Consider the following 14,050-nt stretch of genomic DNA (forward strand, 5'->3'; position numbering starts at 1 on the left):
AAAATGAAAAAAATAATCATACATCTCACATTGGCTGTTTCTGTTTTCATGCTACAGTCTTGCGACAGAACATTCGAGGAAATCAATACAGATACCAGTAAGATTAAAGATCCGTCAGTAGGAAGCCTTCTTGCTCCTATCCAATATGAAATGGGAAGTTATGGATATAACAGAGCGGATGACTTTACTTTCGATATTATGCAGATTGCTTTAGACTTTCCGAGTGAAGGAAATACCTACAGTAGATATTATATGGACGAAAAAAGTGGTAACGGCTACTGGAATACTTCCTATAAATGGCTTAAACAGGTAAGTGACCTTCGAAAATATGCCACAAAAGAGCAGAATAATAATTATCTGGCCATATCGATGGTTTTAAATGCCTGGATTGCCTCTAATCTTACCGATGCATTCGGAGACGTTCCTTTATCTGAAGCGGTGAAGATTGAAGAAAATATTCTGAGACCGAAATATGACAAGCAGAAAGATATTTACATCCAGCTTTTGAATGACCTGAAAACAGCCAATTCACTATTCAACACCAATCAGGCATTAACGGAAACTGATTTGTTTTACAATGCTAATACCAACAGCCAGACAGGGATTTTAGGATGGAAAAAATTCTGTAATTCACTTTCATTAAGATTGCTGACCAGAATTCTAAGCAGAAACGGAGAAGTGAATGTGTATGAAAGAATTCAGGAGATTGTCAACAATCCGGCTCAATATCCCATTTTCCAGAATAATACGGATAGTGCTGTATTACCGCTTTCTGGAGTATCTCCATATTTGCCTCCAATAGCACGTCCACAGGATTTTACAGCCTACAGAGCAGCAGGAGAGTTCTTTGTTAATGCCATGAAAGACAATAATGATCCAAGGATGAGCATGTTTTTTACGAAAGCTAAAGCCACTACAGGAGAAGATCTTGGCTATAAAGGCGCTCCTTCGGGATATGCTTTGGGAACAGCTTTCAACTATCAGCCTTCCAATTTTAATCAGAACTTAGCAAAAGCTCCTTTAAAGATATTAATCATGACCTATTCTGAAGTTCAGTTTATTCTGGCAGAATTGGTCAATAGAGGAATTGTTGCAGGAAATCAGCAGGTTTATTACGAAACAGGGGTGAAATCTATTATTGAACAATGGGGAGCAACAGTTCCGGCTAATTATTTCAGCAATACAAAAGTAGCGTATGATGGTTCTCTTGAAAAAATTATGCTTCAAAAATACATCTCCCTGTTTTTTGTAGATCATCAGCAATGGTATGAATTCAGACGTACAAAACTGCCGGTATTGCCTAATAACGGAGGACTTCAGAATAGCGGACAGATGCCTGTAAGATTTATGTATCCTACCACAACAAAAGTAATGAACGCTGATAATTACAACGCAGCCGTACAATCCATGGGTGGAGATAATATCACTGTAAAAATGTGGTGGAATAAATAATAACCTCAATTGAAAAATTTAAAAAATAATTTAAAGATTTAAAAATGATGAGTATCAATATAAAATTTTTAATGCCTTGTGTGCTGGTTTCAGCAATGGTATTCTCACAAACATCAGTTTCAGGATATGTCTACGAAGACAGCAATAAAAATCAAAAGAAAGAAAACCGCGAAAAAGGAATAGAAGGAGTAGCTGTTTCCAACGGTGTTCAGGTAGTTCTTACCGATAAAAACGGAAGATACAGCCTGCCGGTTCAGGAAGACCAGACTATTTTTGTGATTAAACCTTCAGGATATCAAACGGCTTTGAATGCGAACAACTTACCTCAGTTTTATTACCATCATAAATCCAAAGGTTCTCCATCAGATTTTAAATACAAAGGAGTTGCACCTACAGGAGATCTTCCCAAAGAACTGAACTTTCCGCTTTACCCACAAAAGGAAGATAAAAACTTTGATATCCTTGTTTTTGGTGATCCGCAGCCTTACACAGAAAAAGAACTGGACTATTTCAAAAGAGGAATTGTAAACGAAGTGAAGAAAACTAAGAAAAATGCTGTGTTGGGAATCAGTCTTGGGGATTTGGTAGGAGACAACCTAAGCCTTCAGAAACCTTATGCAGATGTGATGAAAGAAGTGGGACTGCCTTGGTACAATGTGATGGGGAATCATGATATGAACTATGATGCGAAGGAAGACAAGCTTTCCGATGAAACATTTGAATCCAATTTTGGTCCTGCCAATTATTCTTTCAATTATGGGAATGTACACTTCATTATTCTGGACGATATCCTTTATCCCGATCCGAGAGATGGCAAAGGCTATTGGGGAGGATTCCGTGAAGACCAGCTTCAGTTCATCGAAAGTGATTTGAAACTGGTTGACAAGAATAAATTAATCGTCATTTCCTTCCATATTCCGTTGGAACATAACAATGAAGACAGTTTCAGAAATGCAGACCGTCAGAAGTTATTTGATTTCTTAAATCCATTTCAGAATGTATTGCTTTTATCCGCACATACGCATATTCAACAGCAGATTTTCTATGGCAAAAAAGCAGGCTGGAACGGAATTAAAGAACTACACGAATACAACGTAGGAACTACGTGTGGAGACTGGTATTCCGGAACACCGGATGATGCAGGGCTTCCTACCTCCACCATGAGAGATGGAACCGCAAAAGGATATTCTTTCATCACTTTTACAGACAATCAGTATAAAGTAAAATACAGAACAGCCGGAAAACCGGAAGAATATCAGATCAAATTATATGTTCCGAAAGTAATCCCATCCTCAAGAACTTCGGCGAAAGTACTGGCTAATTTCTTCATGGGAAGCAAAAAAGACAAAGTAGAATACAGAATAGACGGAGGAAAATGGGAAGAAATGGAATATGATGAAACCATAGACCCGAATTTTGCCCTTTCTGTTTTCAAATGGGATACCACAGAGAAAATTCTTCCGGGAAGAAGACCTTCCAACCCCGAAATGTCAAAACACATCTGGGAAGCAGATTTTCCTAAGAAGTTATCATTAGGAAAACATAAAGTTGAGGTGAAAGCGGTCGACATGTATGGCAATGAATTTTCTGCTTCAGAAGAATTTGAAGTTCAAAATGCTATCCAAATTCCTTAAGCATTTTATTTTTTTACTATACCTTTTTTTAGATTTTAAAACCGGTTCTTATGAGCCGGTTTTAATTTTTATTATTCACCCAAATCATGGTTCATGAAACCATTAAAAAACTATTAAATCTATGTTTTCACCCCCTCATAAAAATGTTCTTTCGTAACTTTGTAGTAAGAAAAGTATCATTACTATGAATATAAACGGAAAAAATGCCATCGTAACAGGTGGTGGAAGAGGACTAGGGAAAGCGGTAGCATTAGCATTAGCCAATGAAGGAGTAAACGTTGCCATTACAGGGAGAAATGAGGAAAACCTTAAAATGACGGTTGAAGAAATTAAAAAACTGGGCGTGAACTCAGCCTACGCAGTTTTTTCTGTAGACAATGAAATTCAGGTAAAAGCTGGAATAGAATCTTTAGCAGAACAACTGGGAGGAATTGATATTCTGATCAACAATGCAGGAATCGGGGACTTTGGAAGCATTGAAGAAATGTCTTCTGAAACATGGGAGCAGGTAATTAAAACCAACCTTTTCGGAGTGTATTACGCAGCAAAAGCGGCCCACCCATTCATGAAAGCTAAAGGTGAAGGTGATATCGTCAACGTAGCTTCTACAGCAGGCTTGAAAGGTGGACCGAATATGTCAGCATATGCCGCATCAAAAGCAGCAGTAGTATCTTTGTCTCAATCTATGATGGCAGAATGGAGAAAACAAAATATCCGTGTGATCACTTTGACTCCAAGTACAATTGCTTCAGATATGAGCATCCAGGGAGGACTTACAGACGGAAATCCTGATAAAGTATTACAGCCGGAAGACTTCGCAGAATGGGTAAGAGATATTCTGAAAATGAACAGAAGAGCATTAATTGCAAACGGTTCTATTTTCTCTACAAATCCATAATAAGGTTTACAATTTAAAGTTCAGGGTTTAAAGTTTAAAGTTTAAAGATTTTGGCAAAGGACATTTTAATCTGGCTTGAATGATAAAAATTCAATAGGAGCGGGCTTTAGCCCGCTTTCTCTTTTACCGTGTTTCTGGGAAAACTTACAGTTCCTTGTATTTCAAGAGAATAACTAGAGGTTGTAATAAGTTTTGGCTAAAGGCAATGGAATTTGTCTTAATTTTGAAGATGGGTTAAAGCCCATCCCTATTGAATATAGTATACGCAATCATCTGTGATATCCGTGCAATCTGTGGAAAAAAAACACAAATAAATTTTTCCATAGCATCCATTCAAAAAAATCAAAAAAATACCCGGTTTCAGCCAAAAATCTCTTCATCATTTTTTTAACCGTAATAACATTAGTATTTTTGCAGCAAATTAGTCACATGCAAAATTATTTAGAATTCAATTTCAAAATTTCTCCATTGCAGCCTTGGAATGAGATTTTAATGGCAGAGCTTATAGAAATAGGTTTTGACAGCTTTACAGAAGAAATTGACGGAATTTTAGGATATATCCAGACAGATTTGTTTCACGAAGATCAGCTGAAAGCACTTCCGATCTTTGAAAACGAAAATGTAAAAATTGAATATTCTTTCGAAGAAATGCCAAACATCAACTGGAATGAGGAATGGGAAAAGAACTTCTCTCCCATCAATATTGATGATAAAGTATTGATCAGAGCAGAATTCCACGAATCTGTACCGGGAATGCATGAAATTATCATTCAGCCTAAAATGTCTTTCGGAACAGGACATCACCCTACAACCCACCTGATGATCCAGCAGATGATGGATATTGATTTCAATGGTAAAAAAGTTCTGGATATGGGATGCGGAACTTCTGTATTGGCCATTTATGCAAAACAGCAGGGAGCAGGAGATACAAAAGCCATCGATATTGATGAATGGTCTGTAGAAAATTCAAAAGAAAATGCTGTAAGAAACAGTGTAGAACTGGATATTGAACAGGGAACTGCCGAAAATTTAGGAAAAGAAAATTTCGATATTATTTTAGCCAATATCAACAGAAATATTCTGATTTCAGACATCCCGACTTATGTTTCAGTATTGAATGACGGAGGACAACTATTGCTTTCAGGGCTTTGTTTCTTTGATGTGGATGATATTCTGGAAGTATGCAAAGAAAGCGGACTTGAGCTGAAAAAGCAATTGCAGCGTGAAGAATGGGTAAGTCTTCTGCTTGAAAAATAACACACCAAAAAAACAAAATATAACTATGAAAACTTTATGGACAGCTTTATTTTTACTGATGCTGCAGCTTTTTACAGCACAGGAAACTGAAGTATATGCAGATGGAGTCTTTGGCTTTGAGGAAAATAAAACCCAGAAGATTTTTACTGACTGGACCCGTGTGAGACAGGATCCCGGAGTGAATGCTCAGATTGTAGATTCGCTACAGATCAATCAGCAGGTTACGATTCTTAAAAAAGAAAATACAGTCCTGAAGCTGGGAGAAAGAAATGCTAATTGGTATAAAATCTCTTATCAGAAAGGGGAAAGTACATTGGAAGGTTATATCTGGGGTGGCAATCTTTGTGTAGGATACCGTAACAAAAATGGGCATGATTTCCTTTTTGGACTTTCTAAAACCATTGACAGGAAGAATAAAGAATTCAATGAGACCCAAAAGCAGAATATTGCCGGAATAAAAGTAATGGAAGGAAGTACACTCATTGATGAGGTGTATTTTGATACAGGAAGAGGAGAAGAGCTGAGCTTTGCATCATTCAATATTGAAAGTGGTCACAAGCTGCAAAATGTTGAATTTACTTTAAAAGCAATGGTTTCCGGAGAAGCCTGTGGAATTGCCAGCTATGATCAGTATGTTCTTTTCAAGGATAAAAAACTGGTTGCCCTTCCGCAGTTAACAAATGTAGGAGATGCCGGAGCTTATTATCACAGCGAAGAATATGTTTTTCCTAATGATAAAGGAGGGATTCCCAATGCATTTATCCTGAAAGTGGAAGATATGGAAGTGGATGAAAAAGACAGGGAGAAAAAGAAAAGCTCTTCCAAAACCTATCTTTGGAACGGAAGTTCTTACCAATTGAAATAATAAGTATTCTCAATATAGTAAACCGCTGTACTTATAGCGGTTTTTTTGTGTAAAGATCTTTTACAGTTGAAAAAAATCGAATACATTTAGAAGATAAAAAACAAATGGATATACTTGAAGATTTACTACCCATTCTATTCTCAGTATTTGTAGGCGGCATCATCGGAATTGAAAGAGAATACCAGCTGAAGTCAGCAGGATTAAGAACCATGATTCTTGTGACACTCGGAGCATGTATTTTTACCATGCTTTCTATGAGTCTGGGCGGGCCGGGAAGTCCTGACCGTATTGCAGCCAATATTATTACAGGAATCGGATTTGTAGGAGCCGGAGTTATTTTTAAAGAAGACAACAGAGTTTCCGGACTTACAACCGCTGTCACAATATGGATTTGTGCTTCTCTGGGAATGACCATAGGAGCCGGATATTATCAGGAAGCAATCATAGGCTCGCTGGTGGTATTTTTGCTGCTTATTATGTTCAAATATGTCCAGGATATTATTGATAAAATAAGTGTCCGCTACACCTATCAGATCACACTTCCTTATGAAGATGGAGTAGTGGAGAAATATGAGACTCTTTTTAAAGAACATGGCTTAAAATCAATCAGAGGAAAGCAAGTGAGAAGCGGTGAAAAATACACCATCATCTGGCGTGTGCAGGGAGCTGCAAAAAAACATGATATCTGCACAAAAATCCTACTTAATGATCTGTCCATCGAAGAATTCCGATTTTAATTAAAGCTTAAATAAATCTCATCCTATTCGCAAACATCTGTGAAAATCCGTGCAATCTGTGGGAAAAAACAGATTCAAAAAATCATTTAAAAAATAAAAAATAGGACTGGAAAAACCAATCCTACCCAAACATGATTAAGTGTATAGTTCAGCCATTAACGGCTGCAAGGAATTAAAGCACAAAAAGATTTTTATTGAATGCTTAATCAATGTTCCTTATTACTAATTAAAACTAACTAAGTGACCTTTCGGTTGCATTTACTATGTAAAAGTAATACCTCCTTCTATCTCCCGGAACAAAAGATAAACTGATGCAGCGAAAAAGATCTCTGAAACGGAATTTTCATCCTGTGAAGCGGTTATCAAAAATTGGGGCTGTTTCCTTTTTTAATTTTTATTGTACCCAGTCATTTACCGTAATAACATCAGCCTGTCTTGGGAAAACCTTTCTCATCAGTACATTATGTACTTCTTCATCTCCGTCTTTACAGCAGTCTTCAATCACCGTAAGATTATAATCCTTATCTGAAGCTTCTCTCACTGTAGATAAAACAACACCACTGGTAGAAACTCCAGTCAGTACCAGATGCTGAACATCCAGTCCGCGGAGAACAACTTCAAGATCACTTCCTGTAAAAGCACTAAATCTTCTTTTGGTAATCACGATATCTTTGTCTTCAGGATTAAGATCAGGATGAATAGCAATCCAGTCTTTCATATCAACATCTGCCATATGCTCTTTAATTCCTGAAAATGCTTTGTTTTTAGCACTTATTTCCGGCATTCCCTGTCTGAACCCTACTGTAATATAAATAACTGGAATTTGGCGGGTTCTCGCGGCTTTAATAACTTCTTTAACATTAGATACCAATTCCTGTGAGTCTGGTATATTACTTAATATTGATGACTGCATGTCCATCACCAGTAATGCTGTTTTTGTGTTTTCCATTTTAATTATACTTTATTTATGAATTGTTCTTCTGATTCTTCTAAAAGTTGATTGTTGACCGCTTTGGTCTTGTTCTTTTTAAATAATAAGCGTCTGAAGACGACAGCAATTAAAATCCCTGCAATTCCTTCTATCAGCAAGGTTTTTGGTGCTCCTATTTTCTCTGAAACAAATCCGATCAGGACACTTCCCAAAGGCAGCATCCCGAATATGGCAGTCAACAAAATACTGATCGCTCTTGAACGCATTTCGGGAATCACTTCGGACTGTACAATGATATTACAGGTCGTAAACTGGGCTACACCACCCAAACCGGTAAGTGCTGCGAAGAACATAGACCAGTAGAAATTAGTAGCATATGAAAAGCAGATCAGTCCGACACTCAGAATAACTGTACTCAGGATAAGAATATTCCTCATGGAAGCTCCTTTTTTCAAAGAAGCCAGAAATACCGTCCCGAGAACAGCTCCAATCCCGATAAAACTTGAGATATACCCAAATGTTTTAGCATCACCTTTAAAAATTTCCTTTGCATATACAGGAATTAAAGTATCATAAGGCAAGATCAATAAACCTGTAATACTCAGCATAATGATGACCAGACTGATGGATGGTTCTTTTTTCAGATACCTGAAACCTTCAGCCAATTCTGTAAAAGTTCCTTTTTTACTGGACTTTTTAGGGAGAATCTTTATTTTCATTAATGATATGGAAAGCATTACTGCTGCAAAACTGGCTGCATTGATCAGAAAACAAGTTCCTGCTCCGAATTTTTGGAGGATAATTCCGGAAAGGGCAGGGCCTGCTAATTTTGCAATACTTGCCATGGCTGCACTTAAAGACAGAGCGCTTGGAAGATCTTCATCATCCGTTACCACTTCATTGATCATAGCCTGTCGCGCCGGAATATCATAAGCATTGATAATCCCGAGAAAAATGCTGAGCACAATAAAGCTCCAGATATTCTGATGCCCTGTCATGACCAGAAAGGCCAATAAAGAAGCCTGAATTAATGATAAAATCTGAGTGATCTGTATAATTTTATACCGGTTATAGCGGTCTGCAGCAACCCCACCTAATGCCGAAAATAAAAAGGAAGGGAATTGCTCTGCAAAAATGGTAAGCCCCAACATAAAGGCGGATTGGGTCATGCTGTAAACCACCCAAACTACCGCTGTACGCTGCATCCATGTCCCAAATTGAGAGACAGAACGCCCGAAAAAATACAACGTATAATTGGTGCTTCTGAAAGCCCGGAATGTACTGATATTACTTAATTTGTTCATCTTTTTAGAATAGACTATTTGACAAATAGTGTAAAAATGTCAAAATTGGAATAAATTTTTTTACCCGATATGTTTAATAACCATAGAGGTTAGTGTATTCGCTGTGTTGTTTAAATTTTTAAAATCGTTTTTTAAACCCATCTCGCGCCTTATTCCTCTGATGCTGCTCTGTAGAATAAAGATGATGGTTTCCTGTTCTTCAATGGTCACTTTAGGAATGTCACCATTGCTAATGCTTGTTGAGAATAGATTGAGAAGAAGGTTTCTTTCCGCTTCCATCATTCGGTTGTGGGCATCTGTGATATGCTTGGATTTTTCTTCATTATCCATCCCGGCTTCTATCGCTCTGAAAAATGAAGATCTTTCTTCCGATGTTTTTACTTTAGCCAGACAAAACTCCTGGATTTTTCCTTCAAAAGTGCTTTTCTTCTTCATCCTGGAATCAATCTCAGCAATAACTTCCTTAATCAGGTTATCCAAAACCGCCTGAAAAACTTCTTCCCGGTTTTTATAATAATAATAAATTGATGTTCTGCTTTTCCCGACTGCTTTTGAAATATCATCCATGGTCACTTTCTTTAAACCATATTTCAAATACAGTCCTGAAGCGGTTTCCAGGATTTGTTGTGAAAGCTGATCTTGTTCTGTATGAGATGACATTGTCTGAAAATAGTCTGAAATATGAATGCAAAAATAATATATTTTCGACAAAAAAACAAATTTTGTCAAATTGTTAGTGGATTCTTATTTTTCGATGCCGCTTATAAAAATCAATAAAATTGATTCCATCTTTGCCTCCTTAAAATAAGGTAATGTAAAAAATAAAATTTGCGTTTAATGAAAAAGTAAAACAAAAAAGACTTATTAAAAATAGTAAGTCTTTAAGTGAGCGCGAAAGGATTCGAACCTTTGACGTCCCGATTGAAATCGGGACGCTCTATTTTATGATCTATAAAAAGATTATTGATTAAGAAATAAAAACAAAAAAAGACTCACTGTTACCAGTAAGTCTTTAAGTGAGCGCGAAAGGATTCGAACCTTTGACCGTCTGCTTAGAAGGCAGTGTAAATTTTATTTCTTTTATTTCTATATTTTTTCAAAACTCTAATATTTAGAGGGTTTTGTATTTTTGTATATTCTTTTTTTATCCTAATTTTTCTTATTTTCACTATATTTGTTGTACCTATGTTGTACCTATTAATATCTAATTCATGGCAACGATCAAAATTATTCAAAGAACAAAAGCTCTGTCAAATGGGCTTTATCCTATCTTTTTAAGGATAACTAAAGATAGAAAATCTAAATTCATATCACTGAATTTGTCTTGTGAAAAATCTCAATGGAATGAAACTAAATCTGAGTTCAGAAAGAGTTACCCTAATTTCAAACAACTTAATCATTCATTAGTTGAGATTAAAAATAGGGCAGAAAAAATTATCTCTGATGTTATAGCTAAAGGAGAAGACGTTACATTACATAAGTTTGAGGAATTATTCTTTGATTTTAAGAAAGGAGGTAAAACAGCAGTTAAAGACTTCTGGGAGGAAAAGATAAAGTCACTTGTTGAGTCCAAAAGTGTAGGTAATGCAAGGGCTTACAGAGATACTAAAAATAGCTTTTTTAAATTCGCTGGAGAAAAGCGACCCTATTACTTCAATGATATTACACCGGAATTACTCAATAGATACGAAGTATTTTTAAGATCAAATGATGGCACAGATGGCGGTATTTCTGTAAAGATGAGAACAATCAGAGCATTGTATAATGATGCCATCGAAGAGAATATTGCATCAAAAGAACAATATCCTTTCAAGACCTATAAAATTTCAAAGCTTAAAAATGCTAATAATAAGAGAGCGCTGAATATCGATGATATTGAGAAAATTAAAAAATTAAACATTGCCAAACATCCTGATTTAATTGATTCCAGAAATTATTTTATCTTCAGCTACTATACAAGAGGAATGAATTTTTATGATATGATGATGTTAGAATGGAATGACATAGAAGTAGATAAAATCAACTACACCAGAAGAAAAACAAAAAGAACTTTTAATATTAAGATAGTAGAGCCCGTACAAGAAATTTTGGATTATTATAAAAATATCGACAAAAAGACAAAATATATCTTTCCTATTCTAACCTCAGATGAATTAACCCCGATGCAAATAGAGTATAGGAAGGATAAGACCTTGAAGAAGTTCAATAGAGACTTAAAACGTATAGCTAAAGTTTGCAAGATTGGAACAAAAATTACGAGCTATGTTGCTCGACATAGTTTTGCTACTAACCTGAAACAAAAAGGAGTTTCTACCGATATTATTTCAGAAGCAATGGGACATCAAAACTTAGCTATTACACAAGCATATTTAAAAGAACTTGAAAATGATGTGATTGATGATGCTATGAATAAGCTTCTGTAAAACGGAATCTAAAAAGTGCTAAAGTGCCATTTATCTTTAAAAATAATTTTTCTTAGAGCCTGTTTAAATTTCTTATTTTGATTTTTTGTATAGAGATAAACTCAGTCTTAAAAAGTGTAATTTTAATAGATTTTTATTGAAAATTTATCCATTTCACTCAAAAATATATCAAACATACATAAAATTAAATCACTGAAAATCATTCATATAAAAATATTTGAATAAAATTTAAACAGGCTCTTAGACATGATTTAAAATAATATAAAATATTAAAATCAATAATTTAAAGGTTGATCTCGGTTTGAGATTAACCTTTTTCATTTTATTAATGAACCATTAAACAAAGAATATTAACCATTAAATTTTAAAACGTATGCAATTAAAACAATCACAACGACAACAAGTAAAGCTCAGATTAGGATTATCAGGAGCTTCGGGATTCGGTAAAACGAAGTCAGCCTTATTATTAGCCTTTGGAATGACCCAAGACTGGAGCAAAATAGCAGTAATAGATACAGAAAATTCCTCTGCATCTTTGTACTCAGACTTAGGAAATTACAATGTGTTGGATTTACAGGCTCCATACTCACCTGAAAGATATATTCAGGCTATTGAATTGTGTGAGAAGTCAGGAATTGAAGTAATAATCATTGATTCGGTATCTCATGAATGGAATGGTACTGGTGGGTGTCTTGATATTCATGAGAAGCTTGGAGGGAGATTTCAAGATTGGAGTTTAGTCTCACCACGTCACCAAGCCTTTATCAATAAGATATTACAGTCAAGCTGTCATATTATTACGACTACCAGAAGAAAGATCGATTATTCTTTAGATATTGGAAGTAATGGAAAAACCCAAGTAGTGAAGCATGGAACTAAGGAAATCACACGCGATGGCTTCGAGTACGAGCTGACAATTAATTTTGAGTTAATCAATGAAAATCATCTAGCTAAGGCTTCAAAAGATCGTACAGGGCTATTCATGAATCAACCTGAATTTATAATCACGTCTGACACAGGCAGAATGATTTTAGACTGGTGTAATTCAGGTATTGCAGAAACTGCAAGTTTTGCAACTTCTTCTGAATCCTCTGTCACTTCTCCGAACTCAACAGATTATTTTGGTCCTGGTGAAGAGCGTTTCCCTATCAGTAACAATAATATAAGTAAAGATAGTATTCTAAATAGAATCAATGCCAGCAATACGATTGCCGAACTTTTGGCTATTTACAAACAGTATCCTGAATATCAGGACGAATTAAGACCTGACTATGAATCCAGAAAATCGTTCTTAATGAATTTGTCTAATCCTAAAAACTTTTCAACCAATGGACATCATTAATAAAATCAGACCTGCAACCTTAGAAGAAGCTTTTGAACTCAGACCTGCACAAAATATTAAAGAGATTTCTCTGTATGAAAGCAGGATGAACAATGATACAGCTCATCATTCAAATCATCATTATTTTGTTCCTGGTACTGTTCCAACTGCAACAGAACCAAGAGAACAGATAGAATCAGGGCAGGAGAATATTGAAAATCAGGAAACATCTCAGGAGAGCGATAGCTCTCTTCAAAGAAATGAAGTTTACCAGGAACATAAACAATCAGAAGCGAAACAGTATGAAGACAAGCCTTTTATTGAAGCTAATACACAAGCGGTCAATCTCTATCATTTAAAGAATGACTGTATTATTCCAGTATTCAGCAAAGATAACGAAAAAACAATTGCTCATCAGGAATTCATTGATGTGGTGATGAATGCAGCACAAAAGGTATTTCCTATGCAGAATATTACAGAACCTGAAATAAGGGTGTCACACCAGATTAAAGGTAGGACACCAGATGCTATACACCTAAGTGTAAAAGACCTATTGGATCATCAGAAAACCATTTATTATGAAAGAATGGCATTTATTATCAGGATTCCTGGTATCACAGATGTAGTGAATGGAAATGAACTATCACTTACAATAGGTGGTGTCAGAAGCTATAATTTGGAGAACCTTTACAATAAGAAAACATTGGAACGAATGAAGTTTTTCATTGGTTTTCAGAATCAGGTATGCTGTAACTTATGTGTATCAACAGATGGGTTCAAGGAAGATATGAGGGTGTCCGGTACTCAGGAGTTATATTCCAAAACATTGGAAGTTATGCGAAATTATAATGCAGAGCTTCATTTAAAGCAGATGAAAGAACTTACCCATGATTCTCTCTCTGAACATCAGTTCGCGCAGCTTATAGGAAGAAGCAGGTTGTATCAACACTTACCAAAACTTGAGAAACAGAATATCCCTTTGCTTAATTTCAATGACAGCCATATCAATACGATGGCAAAGGATTATTATGAGGATAAGAACTTTTGCAGGCAGGAAGATGGAAATATCAATTTGTGGTCAGTGTATAACCTCTTCACGCAAGCCAATAAGTCATCATATATAGATACTTTCCTGGATAGGAATCTGAATGCCCTTGAATTTACAAAAGAGATTCAGAAAACGCTCAATGGTAATTCTGATTACTGTTGGTTTTTGAGCTAGAGAGAC

At 35.8% G+C, this 14,050-nt stretch carries 12 protein-coding genes; 9 read left to right on the plus strand and 3 right to left on the minus strand.

Annotated elements, in window-relative coordinates; translation table 11 throughout:
* The first annotated feature begins 3 nt into the window (after positions 1-3).
* The 6 genes from CLU97_RS04605 to CLU97_RS04630 all read left to right on the plus strand — a co-directional run bounded on the left by CLU97_RS04605 (position 4) and on the right by CLU97_RS04630 (position 6,843).
* On the plus strand, positions 4-1,452 hold the full coding sequence (locus CLU97_RS04605) for a SusD/RagB family nutrient-binding outer membrane lipoprotein (protein WP_121486890.1): 1,449 nt from the start codon (positions 4-6) through the stop codon (positions 1,450-1,452).
* Positions 1,453-1,523: 71 nt separating this feature from the next.
* The gene (locus CLU97_RS04610) at positions 1,524-3,086 is read left to right on the plus strand and encodes a calcineurin-like phosphoesterase C-terminal domain-containing protein (protein ID WP_121486891.1); all 1,563 of its coding nucleotides are present in this window, start codon (positions 1,524-1,526) and stop codon (positions 3,084-3,086) included.
* Positions 3,087-3,270: 184 nt separating this feature from the next.
* On the plus strand, positions 3,271-3,984 hold the full coding sequence (locus CLU97_RS04615) for a 3-ketoacyl-ACP reductase (RefSeq protein ID WP_121486892.1): 714 nt from the start codon (positions 3,271-3,273) through the stop codon (positions 3,982-3,984).
* 429 nt (positions 3,985-4,413) lie between these two features.
* Complete coding sequence (prmA, locus tag CLU97_RS04620; RefSeq protein WP_121486893.1) at positions 4,414-5,241, plus strand: 50S ribosomal protein L11 methyltransferase; 828 nt, start codon at positions 4,414-4,416, stop codon at positions 5,239-5,241.
* 25 nt (positions 5,242-5,266) lie between these two features.
* Entirely contained in the window at positions 5,267-6,106 is an 840-nt protein-coding gene (locus CLU97_RS04625; protein ID WP_121489653.1) for an SH3 domain-containing protein, read from the plus strand.
* Positions 6,107-6,210: 104 nt separating this feature from the next.
* Positions 6,211-6,843, plus strand: a complete 633-nt coding sequence (locus CLU97_RS04630) for an MgtC/SapB family protein (RefSeq protein WP_121486894.1) — start codon at positions 6,211-6,213, stop codon at positions 6,841-6,843.
* Positions 6,844-7,237: 394 nt separating this feature from the next.
* On the opposite strand, the gene CLU97_RS04635 is transcribed toward CLU97_RS04630, so the two are convergent.
* From CLU97_RS04635 to CLU97_RS04645, 3 genes are read right to left on the minus strand one after another with little or no spacing between them, the layout of a single operon-like run.
* Positions 7,238-7,792 carry a cysteine hydrolase family protein gene (locus tag CLU97_RS04635; RefSeq protein ID WP_121486895.1) on the minus strand — a complete coding sequence of 185 codons (555 nt, stop codon included), beginning with the start codon at positions 7,790-7,792 and terminating at the stop codon, positions 7,238-7,240.
* 5 nt (positions 7,793-7,797) lie between these two features.
* Positions 7,798-9,078, minus strand: a complete 1,281-nt coding sequence (locus CLU97_RS04640) for an MFS transporter (RefSeq protein ID WP_121486896.1) — start codon at positions 9,076-9,078, stop codon at positions 7,798-7,800.
* A 60-nt stretch (positions 9,079-9,138) separates the two neighbouring features.
* On the minus strand, positions 9,139-9,738 hold the full coding sequence (locus CLU97_RS04645; protein WP_121486897.1) for a TetR/AcrR family transcriptional regulator: 600 nt from the start codon (positions 9,736-9,738) through the stop codon (positions 9,139-9,141).
* 551 nt (positions 9,739-10,289) lie between these two features.
* Between CLU97_RS04645 and CLU97_RS04650 the strand changes: the two genes are divergently transcribed.
* The 3 genes from CLU97_RS04650 (at position 10,290) to CLU97_RS04660 (ending at position 14,044) form a co-directional block, all read left to right on the plus strand.
* Positions 10,290-11,501, plus strand: coding sequence for a site-specific integrase (locus CLU97_RS04650; protein ID WP_121486898.1), 1,212 nt, complete (start codon positions 10,290-10,292; stop codon positions 11,499-11,501).
* A gap of 373 nt (positions 11,502-11,874) precedes the next feature.
* Positions 11,875-12,843, plus strand: coding sequence for an AAA family ATPase (locus CLU97_RS04655; protein ID WP_121486899.1), 969 nt, complete (start codon positions 11,875-11,877; stop codon positions 12,841-12,843).
* On the plus strand, positions 12,830-14,044 hold the full coding sequence (locus CLU97_RS04660) for a DUF3871 family protein (protein ID WP_121486900.1): 1,215 nt from the start codon (positions 12,830-12,832) through the stop codon (positions 14,042-14,044). Before CLU97_RS04655 ends, CLU97_RS04660 begins: the two co-directional genes overlap by 14 nt.
* The last annotated feature ends 6 nt before the right edge of the window (positions 14,045-14,050 follow it).

Origin of the sequence: Chryseobacterium sp. 7, from assembly GCF_003663845.1 — a bacterium.
GTDB lineage: Bacteria > Bacteroidota > Bacteroidia > Flavobacteriales > Weeksellaceae > Chryseobacterium.

Bases quoted from the DNA above. Each gene is read 5' to 3' on its own strand.
- CLU97_RS04615 (WP_121486892.1), top strand. From the start codon at position 3,271: ATGAATATAAACGGAAAAAATGCCATCGTAACAGGTGGTGGAAGAGGA.
- CLU97_RS04630 (WP_121486894.1), top strand. From the start codon at position 6,211: ATGGATATACTTGAAGATTTACTACCCATTCTATTCTCAGTATTTGTA.
- CLU97_RS04625 (WP_121489653.1), top strand. From the start codon at position 5,267: ATGAAAACTTTATGGACAGCTTTATTTTTACTGATGCTGCAGCTTTTT.
- CLU97_RS04650 (WP_121486898.1), top strand. From the start codon at position 10,290: ATGGCAACGATCAAAATTATTCAAAGAACAAAAGCTCTGTCAAATGGG.
- prmA (WP_121486893.1), top strand. From the start codon at position 4,414: ATGCAAAATTATTTAGAATTCAATTTCAAAATTTCTCCATTGCAGCCT.
- CLU97_RS04660 (WP_121486900.1), top strand. From the start codon at position 12,830: ATGGACATCATTAATAAAATCAGACCTGCAACCTTAGAAGAAGCTTTT.
- CLU97_RS04640 (WP_121486896.1), bottom strand. From the start codon at position 9,078: ATGAACAAATTAAGTAATATCAGTACATTCCGGGCTTTCAGAAGCACC.
- CLU97_RS04610 (WP_121486891.1), top strand. From the start codon at position 1,524: ATGCCTTGTGTGCTGGTTTCAGCAATGGTATTCTCACAAACATCAGTT.
- CLU97_RS04645 (WP_121486897.1), bottom strand. From the start codon at position 9,738: ATGTCATCTCATACAGAACAAGATCAGCTTTCACAACAAATCCTGGAA.
- CLU97_RS04635 (WP_121486895.1), bottom strand. From the start codon at position 7,792: ATGGAAAACACAAAAACAGCATTACTGGTGATGGACATGCAGTCATCA.
- CLU97_RS04605 (WP_121486890.1), top strand. From the start codon at position 4: ATGAAAAAAATAATCATACATCTCACATTGGCTGTTTCTGTTTTCATG.
- CLU97_RS04655 (WP_121486899.1), top strand. From the start codon at position 11,875: ATGCAATTAAAACAATCACAACGACAACAAGTAAAGCTCAGATTAGGA.